15 protein-coding genes are annotated in these 15807 nt (G+C 66.0%); 7 read left to right on the forward strand and 8 right to left on the reverse strand.

Annotated elements, in window-relative coordinates:
* Nucleotides 1-120: 120 nt before the first annotated feature.
* Nucleotides 121-402 carry a hypothetical protein gene (locus AC1DF3_RS28700; protein ID WP_478141621.1) on the forward strand — a complete coding sequence of 94 codons (282 nt, stop codon included), beginning with the start codon at nucleotides 121-123 and terminating at the stop codon, nucleotides 400-402.
* 244 nt (nucleotides 403-646) lie between these two features.
* Here the strand turns inward: AC1DF3_RS28700 and AC1DF3_RS28705 are convergent, their stop codons facing one another.
* The 3 genes from AC1DF3_RS28705 to AC1DF3_RS28715 all read right to left on the reverse strand — a co-directional run bounded on the left by AC1DF3_RS28705 (nucleotide 647) and on the right by AC1DF3_RS28715 (nucleotide 2819).
* Entirely contained in the window at nucleotides 647-895 is a 249-nt protein-coding gene (locus tag AC1DF3_RS28705) for a hypothetical protein (protein WP_478141622.1), read from the reverse strand.
* A 694-nt stretch (nucleotides 896-1589) separates the two neighbouring features.
* Nucleotides 1590-1961 (reverse strand): DUF2493 domain-containing protein, encoded by a 372-nt coding sequence (locus AC1DF3_RS28710; protein WP_478141623.1) that lies wholly within the window; start codon nucleotides 1959-1961, stop codon nucleotides 1590-1592.
* A gap of 606 nt (nucleotides 1962-2567) precedes the next feature.
* Complete coding sequence (locus AC1DF3_RS28715) at nucleotides 2568-2819, reverse strand: hypothetical protein (RefSeq protein ID WP_478141624.1); 252 nt, start codon at nucleotides 2817-2819, stop codon at nucleotides 2568-2570.
* Between AC1DF3_RS28715 and AC1DF3_RS28720 the strand changes: the two genes are divergently transcribed.
* The 6 genes from AC1DF3_RS28720 (at nucleotide 2818) to AC1DF3_RS28745 (ending at nucleotide 9947) form a co-directional block, all read left to right on the forward strand.
* The gene (locus AC1DF3_RS28720; protein WP_478141625.1) at nucleotides 2818-3000 is read left to right on the forward strand and encodes a hypothetical protein; all 183 of its coding nucleotides are present in this window, start codon (nucleotides 2818-2820) and stop codon (nucleotides 2998-3000) included. The two genes, AC1DF3_RS28715 and AC1DF3_RS28720, sit on opposite strands and share 2 nt — an antisense overlap.
* 384 nt (nucleotides 3001-3384) lie before the next feature.
* Nucleotides 3385-3774, forward strand: a complete 390-nt coding sequence (locus AC1DF3_RS28725) for a hypothetical protein (protein WP_478141626.1) — start codon at nucleotides 3385-3387, stop codon at nucleotides 3772-3774.
* Nucleotides 3734-4534: a Bug family tripartite tricarboxylate transporter substrate binding protein gene (locus tag AC1DF3_RS28730; protein WP_478141627.1), complete on the forward strand. Its 801-nt coding sequence runs from the start codon at nucleotides 3734-3736 to the stop codon at nucleotides 4532-4534. The genes AC1DF3_RS28725 and AC1DF3_RS28730 overlap by 41 nt, the downstream gene beginning before the upstream one ends.
* Before the next feature lie 372 nt (nucleotides 4535-4906).
* The gene (locus AC1DF3_RS28735) at nucleotides 4907-6547 is read left to right on the forward strand and encodes an AMP-binding protein (protein ID WP_478141659.1); all 1641 of its coding nucleotides are present in this window, start codon (nucleotides 4907-4909) and stop codon (nucleotides 6545-6547) included.
* Between the two features lie 834 nt (nucleotides 6548-7381).
* Complete coding sequence (locus AC1DF3_RS28740; protein WP_478141628.1) at nucleotides 7382-8254, forward strand: carbonic anhydrase; 873 nt, start codon at nucleotides 7382-7384, stop codon at nucleotides 8252-8254.
* A gap of 58 nt (nucleotides 8255-8312) precedes the next feature.
* The gene (locus tag AC1DF3_RS28745; RefSeq protein ID WP_478141629.1) at nucleotides 8313-9947 is read left to right on the forward strand and encodes a mechanosensitive ion channel family protein; all 1635 of its coding nucleotides are present in this window, start codon (nucleotides 8313-8315) and stop codon (nucleotides 9945-9947) included.
* Between the two features lie 15 nt (nucleotides 9948-9962).
* On the opposite strand, the gene fabI is transcribed toward AC1DF3_RS28745, so the two are convergent.
* The 5 genes from fabI to AC1DF3_RS28770 all read right to left on the reverse strand — a co-directional run bounded on the left by fabI (nucleotide 9963) and on the right by AC1DF3_RS28770 (nucleotide 15782).
* Nucleotides 9963-10742, reverse strand: a complete 780-nt coding sequence (gene fabI, locus AC1DF3_RS28750) for an enoyl-ACP reductase FabI (protein WP_478141630.1) — start codon at nucleotides 10740-10742, stop codon at nucleotides 9963-9965.
* Between the two features lie 11 nt (nucleotides 10743-10753).
* Nucleotides 10754-11935, reverse strand: a complete 1182-nt coding sequence (locus tag AC1DF3_RS28755) for an acetate/propionate family kinase (protein ID WP_478141631.1) — start codon at nucleotides 11933-11935, stop codon at nucleotides 10754-10756.
* Between the two features lie 61 nt (nucleotides 11936-11996).
* Nucleotides 11997-12932 carry a phosphate acetyltransferase gene (locus AC1DF3_RS28760; protein ID WP_478141632.1) on the reverse strand — a complete coding sequence of 312 codons (936 nt, stop codon included), beginning with the start codon at nucleotides 12930-12932 and terminating at the stop codon, nucleotides 11997-11999.
* Between the two features lie 61 nt (nucleotides 12933-12993).
* On the reverse strand, nucleotides 12994-15210 hold the full coding sequence (locus AC1DF3_RS28765; protein WP_478141633.1) for a DUF3141 domain-containing protein: 2217 nt from the start codon (nucleotides 15208-15210) through the stop codon (nucleotides 12994-12996).
* Entirely contained in the window at nucleotides 15210-15782 is a 573-nt protein-coding gene (locus AC1DF3_RS28770; RefSeq protein WP_286530836.1) for a GNAT family N-acetyltransferase, read from the reverse strand. The genes AC1DF3_RS28765 and AC1DF3_RS28770 overlap by 1 nt, the downstream gene beginning before the upstream one ends.
* Nucleotides 15783-15807: the final 25 nt, after the last annotated feature.

The following is a 15807-nucleotide window of genomic DNA, read 5'->3' on the forward strand; positions in this document are numbered from 1 at the left end:
AATCAAGATCTCCGGGCCGAACGGGCTGCCCTCGACCGCGCGGGCGAACGCCGGAGAGAGCGAGCCCTCTTGGTACGCTATCCGGACTCTCGCGTCCACGACAGGGAGCGCGACGATGCCTTGGCGAACATCGACCAGACCGCCCAAGTCGCCAGGCAGTACCTCGCAGCGTTGAAGATCGACCGGCAAAGGCTCGACGAGGAACTCGAGTTCTATCGTGGAGACCGCGCTATGGCACCGGCGGCCTTGCGCGAGAAGCTCGAGGAGAACGAAGCCGGTGTCCGGGCGCAGAGCAAATTCATCCAATCCATGGAAGAGGAGAGACACCGCTTGGCCCTGCGATTCGCCAAGGAGCGCACGCAGCTCGAACCGCTCTGGCAAGCCGTAGCGGCGAAGCGCTGAAGCGCTGACGAGCAGCGCGCCTCAACTTGAGACTTCGACCCGTGGCGGCTCCCTCTTGAGAAAACACACCATGAAGTCACCAGACCATGCTGGGGGGAAGCAGACTATGAGAAGACCTAGCCAACGGTGACTTTTTCACTTTTGGAGGGTCGAGCGCGGCGCTCAATCGCTCGGAAGTGAAATCGCAGCCGACAGCCCTTTCCGATGACGCGGCTCCAGTGAGCCCGTCACTATTCCCTGAGATTCAAGAGCCGACCGGGTCGGCGTCTTCGTCCTCGCCGGTCGCCCTCGGCCCGGAGCGCTCATCTGGCACCAGCTTGAAGAGCTCGACGCAGCCAGCTTCGAAAGCCTCTATCCATGTGGGGAATGACAGAACGCTCGAATCGACATCGACCCAGACCGATGCATCTTCTCGGCTCTCGTGGAGGACCCAGTGGAAGTGACCCGGATCCGGCTCGTTGACGAAAACGGTGATGTGCCGCAGGTGGGTCATGGTCGCATCGTAGCCCTGCGGCTGTTCAGCGGCCGTTCAGCCTTCGACCATTGAATCGACCGCGGGCCCCGCCGATAGTTTTTCTATCCGGAAAGTAGGCGTCTGATCCGGGCGCTGAGTATGGCTAGGCCGCCTCTGAACGTGCCCGCAGCCGCCCTCCGAGACCGGTGTGCTTCGCGTTCGTGTCGCAGAGCAGCATGGAGGGTCTTGAGGCTTTGCGGGTTGCGCCTCCAGACCCCGGCAACCGTGAAATTGCCCCGATTTGACGGCGCGAGGCTGGGGACGATGTCGATCTGTTGGGCACCGATCTGATGTAGGTGCCGGGCACGATCCCTCGCGACCTTAAGAAAGTCGTCGTGACTTTCTATGGGCGAATTCAACGAGACCCTGATCGTTGGTACTGTCGCGAAATGCTCAGCCAAGAATGCGACTACCTCAACGAGCACAATCTTCCTCGACGCCCATCCATGCCGCATTGCGATGGCTGAAGGCACGAAGCGGTCCAGGTGGACCTCGCGCCCACCGGGTGATACGGTCACTGCCCCGATGGTGCCGACATGTGTCTCACCATCATAGAGATGCATGGGCTCCCCGAGTTTGTACGGAGCAGACCCGGGCCCTGTGATGCGGAGTTCGGGGAAGGTCAGAGAATCCCGTGCAGTCGAGTTGTTGGTGCGCGGTGAGGGAGTGTTGTTCAATTGGGCCCTGCCTGATTCGCGAGCCGCCAGGTCTTCAACACCGGCACGAGCGCTGCCGTAGCAATCGTGACCATGTGCGCAGTCCCGCGACCACCCTTGAACGCGAGCACGAGCTCCGGGCGACCCTCGCGCAGCATCTGAGCGTTTCTGATGGGCACAGCGCGGTGCTGATAGCGATCCCTGTTTGCGCGGTACGTGGCAACCTCGATACCTCGTGCGATGGCCCATCGGCGTGCGAGATTGTCTACTTCCGTCGCACCGCCTTCGATCAGGAGCGTGACGGGTTGGCGGGCATGAACGCGGTCGAGGACGTTCACGATGAACGCCGAATCGTCGTCGTCGCGTCCGCCGCAGACTAGTACTCTCATGTTGTCAGTTCAGCACGAAGAACGCCCAAGTCGGCGCATGGGCGTTCGCGTCCATGGCGTTGCGGTGGTCTCTGCATGCTTTCTGCTTAGTAGTGGAATCGCCAAAAAGCAAACCCCGCCGAAGCGGGGTTGGGTGATCGAATGACGCTTTCGCGATGATAGCCTCGATGGCCGCGATCTATGAATCCTTGGAGGAATCGCGTGATTCATTCGCCCGTTGACCGGAGGTTATAGATGCGCTGGTCGTGGGCAAGTGTGGGCGGCTCAAGGTCGATCGCACCAGTTACCAAAACCGCCACCATGGTCGCCGGCCTATAGGCAGTGCCGCCAGCGGTGCGGCAATGGTGGTGGCGGCGTGAAATCGCCGTCTGGCTTCCGCTTCCAAGATACGGGCTTCATGCATAGCGTTCTGATCACCTCGCGTCGCTTGCACCCGAAGCTCTTGGCAGTGTCGGAAAAGTTCGTCGTCGGAAAGGGCTGTCGGGTCCATCGTTTGCATTGTTGCGTGGCCCTGCCGCTTTTGCGAACACCTGGCGACACGGTCAATCCCGCGCTCGCGGACTTAAGTCACCGATCGTCCGGCTTAGGTGCTCCGTCGCTTCGCCTTTAGATTCGATAGGCGGTCGGATCGGCGTCCTCATCCTCGCCAGGGGCGCGCGGCCCGCCGCGCTCGTCCGGCACCATGCGGTAGAGGGCTACGGTGCCCGCTTCGAAGGCCTCGGTCCACGAGGTGTAGGACTGCTCGCTGTCAGCGATGTCGATCCAGACCGAGGAAGGGGAGCCTTCGTGCAGGACCCAATGAAAGTGGCCGGGCACCGGCTCGTCTACGAAGACCGAGATGTGCCGCAGGTGGTTCATGGCCACGATCGTATCGCTGGCGGCGTTCAGCGACCGTTCAGCCGCCGCCGGTTTCAGCCTGGCCAGCGCATCCAGTCAGATGGCCCTCAATTCACCCCAGAGGCAACTGACAGCGCGGCTATCATTCAGCGCGCAATGCACGATTCGCGAATGCTCCGTTCTGACACCGATCTTGGTCTGACCCGCCTGTTCGGTCGCCACTTCGTGAGCCTGGTGCTCTACGGCGAGTGGCCAAACAAGACGCGGATGAAGGCGAGCTACTCGGCTTTCCTTTTCGCGGCCGATGACCAGTGGCACCTTTCGACCGCTGGCCACAACATTGCAAACTGGCGCGAGGCAATTGAGAACGGACTGGACGTCCAAGGGTGCGACCTGAATGATGCCTTCGCCGGTGGGCCTCACCTTCGTACCGTTCCAATTGACCTTCGGGCCGATGATTGGCTGATGCTCTTCGATCCCCCAGGATCCGAGCGGCCTCGACTTGGCAGCGACACGGCTGGCCCCATTCCATCGCCGAGCACTGTCTGCGAATGGCATCGTTCCACTCGACCTAGGCGCCGACTTCTTGAGGTTGTCGCAGACGCCGTGTACGTGCCTCTACCTGACCGGAATTCCTGAGGAAACCACGAGAGTTTTTGACCATAGTCTCAAGCAGAACCTCTATGTGATTCCTGCCTTTGGCATCGCAGAGGCGAGCGTCTCACCCGCGCTCCGCCATCCGCTCAAGCGTCACTATGGCACCCTTTCAGAATTGGGATGGACATCCGCGGGGCTGCAGAGCATCTCGGGCATGAGCGGTGGCCCCGTCTTCGGCCTCTGGATGGACGAGGCTAACGATAGCTTCGACTACACAGCTATCGGCATTCAGAGCGGGTGGGACGCCTCGGCGAAGCAAATCGCCGCCACGTCCCTCGATGCTCTTTCACGGGCAATCGCCGAAATGTTTCCCGGCTAAGGTCCGGGAGTTGCGAGGCCAGACTAGGCCGCGCGCACCAGGCGCATGCACGACGATCGCGCAATTCCCGATCGTGGTGCCGGTCATGGCGCCGCTATCCTTCAAGGAAGTCCGCTACACATCGCGTGATTTCGCACCCATTTCGCAGATCGCGACCTACGATCTGGCCCTCGCTGTACCGAACGCACACCCCGCGAGGACCGTCGCAGAACTCGTCGACTGGTTGAAGAAGAATCCGTCCCAACGATTCTACGGAATTCCGGGTGCGGGAACGTTGCCCCATTTTCTCGGCGTGATGGTCGCCAAGGGGATCGAGATCGACATGACGCATGTGCCATACAAAGGCCCCGCGGCCCTGAAGGTGGATCTCGTCGAGGGCACCATCCCTTGCGGTATCTCAGTGGTTTCCGATCTCATCGATCTGCACCGCGCCGGGCGCATCCGTATCCTTGCAACATCCGGCGAGAAGCGGCTTTCCCAACTTCCTGAAGTGGCGACGTTTGCCGAGCAAGGTTATCCGCACATCGTGGCCAGCGGCTGGGTTGGCATCTTCGCGCCAGCCGGCACACCGCGGGCGATCATCGATGAATGGTCGGCGGCGCTCGTCACGACGGTGCGGTCGGCGGCGACACGGCAGAGGCTGATCAACCTGGGGGTCGAGCCGACCGGGACGTCGCCCGACGAGTTCGCGGCCATCGTCGAGGCAGACGTGGCCCGCTGGGCGCCAATCATCAAATTGTCCGGCTTTCAGGCCGAATAGAGACGGGTCGGCCTTGCGCGTTTTGATCGCCCATCAACGCTTGCTGACGAGGCTCCGTATGACCTGGACATATCGTCCGGCGACGTGGGCCTGCTGAACGTATCAAGCTTCGCCAGTCTGCGACCGCGGCGATGGGGTCCCGCGCTTGAGGTCCATGCAGCCTCTCTTTCAATTGCATCCAGTGCATTGATTCTGGGTCAACTATGCATTGGACTCAATCGGTCCCCGCCGGAACAATCGCACCTCACAGAGTCCCGGCGTTCACACACAGGACCCGGCCCGCGAAATTGCAGCCAAGGAGACAACCTGGTGAACTCCATCCAGAACATCGTGCGGGCCGCCGCATCCTCGGTCCCGCCCTGGAATCAGGGCATGACGACGACCCAAAGGCATTGGCAGGCCAGCTACGGCAGCACGCCGAATGAAATTAATCCCGACGCCTATCGCTCGGTGGTGGACATGATGGACCAGGCCATGAAGCGCTTCGCCGACCGACCGGCGATGCGCTGCGCGGGCCAGACGCTGAGCTACGCCGACCTCGATCGGCTCTCGCGCGACTTCGCAGCCTACCTGCAGAGCAAGCTCGGTGTGAAGAAGGGCGACCGCGTCGCCGTAATGACCCCCAACCTGCTGGCCTTTCCGATCGCTTTCCTCGGCATCATCCGCGCCGGTGCCGCGCAGGCCAACGTCAATCCCTTGTACACGCCGCGCGAACTCGAGCACCAACTCAACGATGCCGGTGTCGAGACCCTTGTGGTCTTCAGCGGCGTCACCGCTACCGTGGCCGAGGTCGTGGCCAGGACCCGGCTCAAGACCATCGTCACCGTCGGCCTGGGCGACGGCAGCGGCGTAGCCTTGCCGAGCCCGCCGGTGGACGGGCGCCTGATGGGCGCCGTCGCCTTCACCGATGCGCTGGCCGAAGGCGCCGGACTGCCCTTCACATCGGTCGATGTCGATGGCGACGACCTTCTGTTCCTGCAGTACACCGGCGGAACGACCGGCCTGTCCAAGGGGGCGGCGCTGTCGCACCGCAACCTGGTGGCCAACACCGAGCAGTTCAAGGCCTTCATGCCCTCCGTCCTGCGCCCGGGAGAGGAGGTCGTCGTCACGGCGATTCCCCTGTATCACATTTTCGCGCTGATGGTGAACTTCATCAGCTACTTCTCCGTCGGCGCCGACAACTGGCTGGTGCCCAATCCCCGCGACTTCAACAGCTTGCTCGACACGCTCAAGAAAGCGCGTCCGAGCATCTTCATCGGCGTCAACACGCTCTACGCCGGGCTTGTCGCCCACCCCCGAGGCAAGGAGGTCGACTGGTCCAACCTGCGCCTGGCCGCCGGCGGCGGCGCGGCCGTGATCGGTGCGGTGTCCGACAAGTGGAGAGCGCTCACCGGAACCTTCATCCGCGAAGGCTATGGCCTGTCGGAAACCTCTCCGATCCTGACCTTCAACCCGGCCGCAGTGAACGAATTCACCGGCACCACCGGGTTGCCGATGCCCTCGACCGACATCAAGCTGCTGGATGACAACGGGTGCGAAGTCGGCATCGGCGAGGCCGGCGAGATCTGCGCCAGAGGCCCGCAGGTGATGAGCGGTTACTGGCAGCAGCCCGAGGCCAACGCGGCCGCATTCACCGCCGACGGCTACTTCCGCACCGGCGACATCGGCATCTTCGACGCGCAAGGGTTCCTGAAGATTGTCGACCGGAAGAAGGACATGGTCATCGTCTCCGGGTTCAACGTCTACCCCAACGAGATCGAAGCCGTGGCCACGAGTTGCGCCGGTGTCGCCGAATGCGCATGCGTGGGCGTGCCGGACGAGAAGACGGGCGAGGCGGTCAAGCTGTTCGTGGTCAGAGCGGCGAACGTCGCACTCGGCGAGAGCGAGCTGATCGCCCATTGCCGCGATCAGCTCACCGCCTACAAGGTGCCCAGGATCGTGCGTTTCGTCGAGGCCTTGCCCAAGTCCACGGTCGGCAAGATCTTGCGCCGCGAACTGCGCGACGTGGCATGAAGCAACCGCCGCAGACAAAGCAATGAGCAAGAACACCCATGGGTGGCCGTTTCTTGTCGATTGGATGGGCAAGAGCTCGCCAGTTCGAACTCGGTGATCGCGGACCAGGGCCGCATCGACGCCTTCGCGCAGGCGGCACGAGGGGCTGCCGCTACCAGATGCAGGCATGCTGGGCCGGCCAGCCTTTCCTGACTCTAAGGCATTCGGCACTCGACGCTGGTGTGCGCCTTGACGCCTGCGCATCGAGGGGGCCTGCTCGCCGAAGAAGCGCATGTGACCTCCGACGTGTCGGCGCTGCAGTTTTTCTGCGAAGCGGCGTCGTAACAGACGCGAGAGCACCCGCACGGACAGGAAGAAGCCCGGCAAGCCACCCAGCGCGTACCGCTTGTGTACAGGGGGTGCGCGAGGCGCCTACCGCGAATACGAAGGGACTTCCCACCCTCCGGTGACGGTGGCGAAGCAGTTGTGACTCTGCGGCGTGCTGCGCCTCGCGCGGGGACGACAAGGTAGGTTGAGCGCGCGGCATTCGGGCGCGCCGGGCGCGGGCCGGATCGGTCAGGCGACGAACCGCAGCTGCAAGTGCTGGCGCAACGCCGGCCCGAGGAGGTGTCTTTGGCTCCCGAGCAACATTCATGATGTCAAAGTTCGCCAAAAACCCATGACTCGCACGGCCTTAGTCGAAAATTTCCACAACCTTAGTCATCTAAAGGCGGCGGCCTCCTGGGGATGCGAAAGAGAATGGTACGACCGGCCGGCGCGGCGTGCACGGGCCAGTCCCCCCGCCTAGAATCGAAGCCCGCCCGGCCGCCATGTTCGTTCGCCAAGGGAGACCCGATGAGGCAAGTCGAGATCACCTACCGGTACGACGCCGACAGCACGGTCTCGCGGCCGCGGCCATCGGATGCAGACGAGGCATGCCGGCGCCTCGACGAGGGCAACCGGGCCTTCGCGACGCTGTTCGACAGCCTGGTGTCGGGAAGCGGCATGGCGCGACGGGTCATCGCTGTCGATTCGCGCGACCTCGGCATCCTGCCCGGCGACCATGGGCCGCCCAAGCAGCGCCCTTACGCGGCGGTGCTCGGCTGCTCCGACGCCCGCGTGCCGATCGAACTGATCTTCAACGAAGGGCCGAACGATCTTTTCGTCGTCCGGGTCGCGGGCAACGGTCTGGGCGGCGAAGTGCTGGGCAGCCTGCGATACGCCGCCGACAACCTGGGGGACAGCCTCAAGCTCGTCGTGGTCCTGGGCCACAGCGGCTGCGGCGCCGTGTCGGCGGCCGTCGACGCCTTCCTCCAGCCGGCGACCTACATCTCGCTGGCCCCGGACCATTCCCTGCGCGCGATCCTCGATCGCCTGCTGATCGTCGTCCACGCGTCGGCGACCCGGGTCCAGGCGATCCTCGGACCGGAGGTCACCCGCTGTCCGGGCTACCGCGATGCGCTCATCGAGGCCTCGGTCGTGCTGAACGCCGCGCTGACCGCCTACACGGTCCAGAAGGAACTCGGCGGCGTCGGGCAGGGCGACCTGCAGGCGACCTACGGCGTCTACCTCCTGTCGACCCGGCAGATCTGGGCCCCGCGCGGCGGCAGCGCCGAATGCGCCGGCCTCGCCCGCTGCCCCGCGGATCTGGCAGACTTTGCCGCCCTGGCCGACGCGGTGGTTCGATCGGATCGATTCACGAAGCTTCTCGAGCAGGGTCCGACTTGAGGCGGCAGGCCTGCCCGGCCGGGCGCCTTCGCGTGCGAGAGGAAACACCATGGGACGCATGAACCGGACGTTGGCGATCATGCTGCTGGGCACTTTGTTCGCGCTGGGCGCTGCCGGCGCGGCAGCGGACACGGCAGCCACGACCCACCCGCCGACCTCCGGCGCGGTCGTGGCCGATCAGGTCGACGAGCCCGCCACCCTGCGCATCCTGAATCGCGAGGTGCTGACGATGCGCGCGCGCCTGGCCGGCTTGACCCCGCAGGCGCGCGTGCAGCGCGCCCGCGAGCGGATCGGGACGCTGCCGGACGAGGCGGTGGACCTGCCGCTGAACCAGATCCAGTTCAACCTCGGCGGGGTGAACGGCGTGCAGTTCCTGCTCGGCGACCTGCCACTCTTCTCGGTGCTCGAAGGCGACGCCGACATCGAAACCAAGCAGGGCTTCGACGCGCTGGTGCTGCAGACGCGGGCGCGGCTGGAGGAGGTCCGCACCGCCTGGCGCCAGGCGCGCAGCAAGCCGCTGCTGCTGCAAGGGCTGCTGAGCACGCTGGTGGCCACCCTGGTGCTCGGCGCCCTGATCTGGATCGTCTATCGGGTCAGCGCCAAGGCGGTCGAATGGATGGAAAAAAAGCGCGACGTGCTGGCCGGACGCTTTCCCTACGTCGACTGGCGCGAGTTCCTGGCCCGGCTCGCCGTCGGGATTCTGCAGATCGTGCAGTGGGTCGTCCTGCTCGCCATCGGCTACTTCTACGTGTACTTCGTGCTCGACAGCTTCGTCGCCACCGAGCCGATCGCCAAGAGCCTGGGCAACTGGCTCCTGGGCAAGGTCGAATGGCTGGCCGAGGGCTCGCTGGACAGCCTGCCCGGCCTGGTCACCGTCTTCATCGTGCTGATGCTGACGCGCGCCGCGGTCGACGTGCTCGGCTACTTCTTCGATGCGCTGCAGAAGGGCCGGCTGCGCCTGCCGATGGTCCACGCGGAGACCGTGCCCGCCACCCGCCGGATCTTCACCCTGCTGACCTGGGCGCTGGGTGTCGCCATCGCCTATCCCTTTCTCCCGGGCTCGAGCAGCGACGTGTTCAAGGGACTTTCCGTGCTGTTCGGCCTGATGGTCACGCTCGGCTCGTCAGGGCTCGTCACCCAGGCCATGAGCGGGCTGGTCGTCGTCTATTCGCGCTCGCTGCACAAGGGCGACTTCGTCGACGTCAACGGCGTGCAGGGCGTGGTGACCGAGGTGGCCTCCCTGGCGACCAAGATCGTCAACGTGCGCAACGAGGAGATCACGATTCCGAATTCGGTGCTGATCTCGAATCCGATCCACAACTTTTCGAAGCTCGCAGGCAGCCAGGGCACCTTGCTCACCACCCGGATCACGATCGGCTACGACGCGCCCTGGCGCCAGGTCCACGAACTCCTGCTTGGCGCCGCGAAGAAGACCGCCGGCGTGCGCGCCACGCCCGTGCCCTACGTCTACCAGCGCGCGCTGTCGGACTTCTATGTCGAGTACGAGCTGTTCGTCAGCATCGACAATCCGCTGGAGCGCGTTCCGATCCTGTCGGTCCTGCATGCGAGCATCCAGGACGAGTTCAATGCCTACGGCGTGCAGATCATGTCTCCGCATTTCCTCGGCCAGCCGGACCGGGCCGTCGTGGTCGACAAGGACCAGTGGTATGCGGCGCCTGCGCGCCAGCCCTGAGCGCGGCGCGCGGCCTCAGCCCATGATGTTCACGCCGCCGTCCACGAACAGCGTCTGTCCCGTCAGCCTGCGCGCGTACGGCGTCGCCAGGTAGGCGCAGGCGAAGCCCACGTCGTCGATGTCGACCAGTTCGCCCACCGGCGCCCGGCTAGCGGCCTCGTTCAGCAGCAGATCGAAATCCTTCAGGCCCGAGGCCGCGCGCGTCTTGAGCGGGCCCGGCGACACCGGGTGCACACGGATGCCCTTGGGGCCTAGCTCGTACGCCAGGTAGCGGCACACGGCCTCCAGCGCGGCCTTCACCGGTCCCATCACGTTGTAGTTGGGCACCACCTTCTGCGCGCCGAGGTAGCTCATGGCGATCATGGTGCCGCCCTCGGTCATCAGCGGCGTCGCCAGCCGCGCCATGCGAACGAGGGAGTGGCAGGAGACATCCATCGCGCGCTGGAAGCCCTCGGCCGAGCAGTCGAGCAGGCCCCCCTGGAGGTCGGCCTTGGGCGCGAAGGCGATCGAGTGCACCAGGATGTCGAGCCGGCCCCACTGCTTCGCGATGGCGTCGAACACGGCCTCGAGCTGCCCCGGCTGCTCGACGTCGAGCGGCATGAAGATGGGCGCGTCGAGCGCCTTGGCGAGGGGCTCGACGTGCGGCCGCGCCTTCTCGTTCAGGTAGGTGATCGCCAGTTCGGCGCCGAGGCTGCGAAAGGCATTGGCGCAGCCGTAGGCGATGGAGTACTCGTTGGCGACCCCCACCACCAGCGCCTTCATGCCGGCGAGGACGGGGTTGTGCGGTGGCGGCATGGCGTCGGTCCTCAGGCGAGAAGATCGCGCGTGTGGCGGGCGATCATCAGTTCTTCGTTGGTCGGGATCACCCAGGCGGCGGTGCGGCTGTCCGGCGTGCTGATGCGGGGGCCGCCGCGGGCATTCGCCTCGGGATCGAGCGCGATGCCGAGCCAGGCGGCCTGGGCGCAGATGCGCTCGCGCACGGCGCTGGCGCGCTCGCCGATGCCGGCGGTGAAGACGATGGCGTCGAGCCCGCCGAGGGCCGCGGCCAGCGAGCCGAGTTCGCGGCCGATGCGATAGACGAACAGGTCGACCGCCACCCGGGCCTGCGGCTGGTCGGACGCCAGCAGTTCGCGCATGTCGCTCGACACGCCCGAGACGCCGAGCAGGCCGGACTGGCTGTAGATCAGCTTCTCGACGGCGCGGGTGTCCATGCCGTGCTCGTCCATCAGGTAGAGGATCACGCCGGGGTCGAGCGCGCCGCAGCGCGTGCCCATCGGCAGCCCGTCGACGGCGGTGAAGCCCATGGTGCTGGCGACGCTGCGGCCGGCGTCGAGGGCGCACATGCTGGCGCCGTTGCCGAGGTGCAGCACCACGGTCTTGCCGCGCGCGGCGCGTTCGTCGAAGCGCGGCAGCACCGAGGCGATGTATTCGTAGGAAAGGCCGTGGAAGCCGTAGCGCCGCACGCCGGCATCGGAAAGCGCCTTCGGCAGCGCGAACATCTGGGCCAGCGCCGGGTTGGAGCGGTGCATGGCAGTGTCGAAGCAGGCCACCTGCGGCAGGCCGGGCGCCTGCTGCAGCAGCGCCCGGATCGGCGCCAGGTTGTGGGGCTGGTGCAGCGGCGCGAGCGGGATCAGCTTTTCGAGCCGGGTCACGATGTCGCCGTCGACCCGTACCGGCGCGGCGAAGTCCATGCCGCCGTGCACGACGCGGTGGCCGACCGCACTCAGGTGGTGTTCGTGGCCGTAGGTGGCGCGCAGCCATTCGACGATGTGCCCGATCGCGCCGTGGTGGTCGAGCCGGGCCTCGGCGTCCCAGCGCTTCTCGGCGATCGCGTTGCCGCCGGTGTCTTTCGCCACGAAACGCGGCGCCGCGGTGTAGAGGCCCGAGACCTGGCCGCCGACCACGAACGGCAGGTCGTCCGCGCCCGCGAACACCGAGAACTTCAGGCTCGACGAGCCGGCATTGAGGACGACGATCGCGTCGGTCATGAGGCAACCTCCGTGCTGCGCACTGCGGTGCGAGCCCCCTTCGGAGCGGCCGGGCGGGGGCTCATTGGATGGCCTTCGCCGCGCTCTCGCGCCGGGCGTGGGCGACCATCACGGCGACCGCGCAGGAGGCCAGCCGCGCGGTCACAGAGTCGGCCCGGCTGGTGAGAATGATCGGCACCTTCGCCCCCAGCACGATGCCGGCGGAATCGGCCTGCGCCAGGAAGCTGAGGCTCTTGGCGAGCATGTTGCCGGCTTCGAGGTTGGGCACGATCAGCACGTTGGCGCGGCCGGCCACCGGCGAGACGATCTTCTTGATGCCCGCGGCTGCCATGTCGATGGCGTTGTCGAGCGCCAGCGGTCCGTCGAGGATGCCGCCGGTGATCTGGCCCCGGTCGGCCATCTTGCACAGCGCCGCGGCCTCGACGGTCGACGGCACCTTCGGATTGACCGTCTCCATCGCCGACAGGATCGCGACCCGCACCTCGTCCTGGCGCAGCGCGTGCGCCAGGTCGATCGCGTTCTGCACGATGTCGACCTTCTCCTCCAGCGAGGGCGCGATGTTGACGGCCGCATCGGAGATGATCAGTGCGTCGTCATGGCCGGGCACGTCCATCACGAAGCAATGGCTGATGCGGCGCGCGGTGCGCAGGCCGGTGTCCTTGCGCACCACGGCGGCCATCAGTTCGTCGGTATGCAGGCTGCCTTTCATCAGCGCCTCGGCCTGGCCGCACTGCACCAGTTCGACCGCCTTGGCGGCGGCGGCGTGGCTGTGCGGCGCATCGACGATCTCGAAGCCGCCCAGGTCCTGGCCGCATTCCTTGGCCGCCGCCTCGATCTTGGCGCGGGGGCCGACCAGGATCGGCCGGATCAGGCCCAGCCGCGCCGCATCCAGGGCGGCGGACAGCGAACTGGCGTCGCAAGGATGCGCCACGGCGGTGGGGATGGTGTCGAGGGCCTTCGCGACCTCGATCAGGCGGTCGTACTTCTCGTGGCTCATTCGGTAACCTCCGTGCTTCGCACTGCGGTGCGAGCCCCCTTCGGAACGGCCGGGCGGGGGCTCATGCCGCTCTCCTCGGGCGCACCGGCGCATCCAGGGACAAGACGCTCGCCAGCCGCCGGAAGCGCTCCTCCTGGTGCGCCGACAGCTTGCCGCGCGCGCCCGCCACCTTGCGCGCAGCCTCGACGCCCTTGCGGCGAAGGTGCATCTCGGGCACCAGCGCCGGCAGCGCGGCGATGGCGCGTTCCTCGTCGAGCGCGAGGACGAAGGCCTGCCGCTTGATCGCCGCCTTGACGGCGGCCAGCGCGGGCCGGTGCTCGGGATCCATCTCGTCGATCATGCGGCGCATCAGGTTGTAGGGACGTTCGTCGACCACGTTTTCCTCGCGCCGCACGTAGAGCAACATCCGTGCCCATGCATCGAGCACCGAGCCGGATTCGAACTGCGATTCGATCTCCTGCCGCTTGAGGCGTTTCAGCTCGTCCTGCTCCCAGGTGGCCGAGGGCGGCCCGCGCCGGCCCAGCGCGTCGGCGCCCAGGCCGACGGCCGCGGCGAGCCAGGGCGCCTCGTAGATGGCCTTGAACATGCGCTCCGACATCGCATCCTTGGCATCGCGCACGCGGTCGAGCGATTGCTCGATGCGGCCGGACACCTCGCGCTCGGCCTTGGTGAAGGGGTTGTCGGGCGCGGCCGCGCGTCGATTCGCGCGCACGTTCTCGGCCATCGCCTGGACCCAGAACATCCACGGGTTGAGGTTGGAGAAGCCCCAGCGCTCCATCCGCGACGGATTGGTGGCCCGCGACAGCTCGGCACTCGTCTCGCTGCTCATGGCCTTGACCAGCGGCGAGGCGAAGGTGTCGTAGAGCCCCTGGTTGATCTGCGCCACGCGGTCGACCACCTCGAAGGCTTTCTCGTCCTCGCGGCCGTCGTCGAAGGCCAGGATGTCCTCGATGGTGCGCGGCACGAACTGGATCAGGTAGCGCCCTTCCAGGTAGGCCAGGCCGGGCATGTCGGGCTGGGTGTCCTGGATCACGGCCTCGTAGAGGCCGGGCGGCAGGGTCTCGATGAGGTCGAGCGCGCTCGCCAGTTCCGAGGTTTCGCGCTTCGCCACGCCGGCCGAGACGAAGATGCCGAGGTGGCCGATCTTCTCGTGCAGGCAGTAGACGATGGTCTGCTCGTTGAGCCGGATCTCGTCCACGCTCGCATAGGCGTCCGGGATCCAGTTCAGCGCCTGCTGCGGCGGCGTGATGTTGTCGCCCCAGGAGGCGAACACGACGATCGGCGTGCGGATGTTGCGGATGTCCACGCGGTGCTTGCCGTCGAAGGATTCGACCTCCCCGGCCGAGAGCTTGTTGCCGACGAAGAGGTTCTTCGTGATCCACTCCATCTCTTCCTTGTTCATGAGGAAGAGGCCGCCCCACCACTTCTCGAACTCGAGGAAGCGCTCGCGCTCGGTGTCCACCTGCGCGTAGAGGTTGTAGAGCTTGCTCCAGTAGGTGTTGGCGGGATTGAGGCCCTCGAAGTTGTTGACCAGGTAGGCGCCGTCGAACTTGCCGTGCCCGAGGTCGCCGGCCAGCGAGGCCAGCCAGGTGCCGCCGAGCAGGCCGCCCGAATAGCGCATCGGGTTCTTGCCCTCGACGCCGGCCCAGTAGGAGACCGGCGACCCGGCCAGCAGCAGCGGGCCCACATGCTGCGGCGCCAGCGCGGCGAGCATGATGAGCGCCCAGCCGCCCTGGCAGTTGCCGATGACGAAGGGCTTGCCGTCGGCGTCCGGATGCAGCTCGTTGACCTTCTTCATGAAGGCGATCTCGGCGGCGCAGACCGACTCGATGGTCTGGCCCGGCATCGGGTACGGAAAGAACATCACGAAATAGCAGGGATGGCCGTGCTGGAGCGCGATGCCGATTTCGCTGTCCATCTTGAAGCCGCCGATGCCCGGGCCGTGGCCGGCGCGCGGGTCGATCACCACGAAGGGCCGCTTCTTCGCGTCGGTCTTCGCATGGCTGGCATCGGGCTTGATGCGCACCAGCGCGTAGTTCGCGGGCTTCGGGAAATCGCGCGCGTCGAGCACCGTGTCGTAGTCGAACACCAGCACCGGCGGCTTGCCGGACTTGGTGTGCTCGAGGTATTGGTTGCCGCGCTCGCGCAGCACGTCCATGGTGAGGATGCTGCGCTGCCAGGCATCGATGCCGTATTCGGCGGCGGCCTGCGCGGCCTGCATCGCCCACAGTGGGGAAGAAGGGAAAGAGGCGGAAGGGGGAGGGGCTTTGTTGGCCATCAATGCACTCCTGGAGGCGAAGGCCGATCGTCCTCGCCCTGTGTTTCAGATTCGTGGCGGCAATCCATGTGCACCAGCGTCACGCCACCGTCGCGCGCCAGGGTGATCGGCAGCCCGCTGCGCCTGAACACGGCCAGCATCGGCGCGTTGTCCGCCAGCACTTCGGCCTTCAGCGTGTGCAGCCGCGCCGCCTTGGCGATCAGCGCCAGGTGGCGCATCAGCAGCGTGCCGATGCCGAGTCCGTGGTGCGGGTCGTCGACCGCGAAAGCCATCTCCGCGCAGCCCGGCGCCGAGACGATGTAGCGGCCGCCGCCGGCGATCACCGGTTCGCCGTTCTCCTCCAGTTCGGCGACGAGTGCAACGTGGCTGACGAAATCCACGTTGATGTAGTAGTCGATCTCGGTGTCGGTGAAGTGGTGCTTGGGCGAGAAGAAGCGGCGGTAGAGCGAGGCGTCGCCGATGCGATCCACCGCCGCGAGCATCGACTCGCGGTCCGCCGGCTTCAGCGCGCGGATGCGAACGGGTCGGCCATCGCGCAGGGTTTCTAACGCAAGGTACTCGGCTGCATTCATGAGTCGGTCGGCTGGGATTCGGGCC

It is taken from the genome of Variovorax sp. 10N432 (assembly GCF_056394465.1).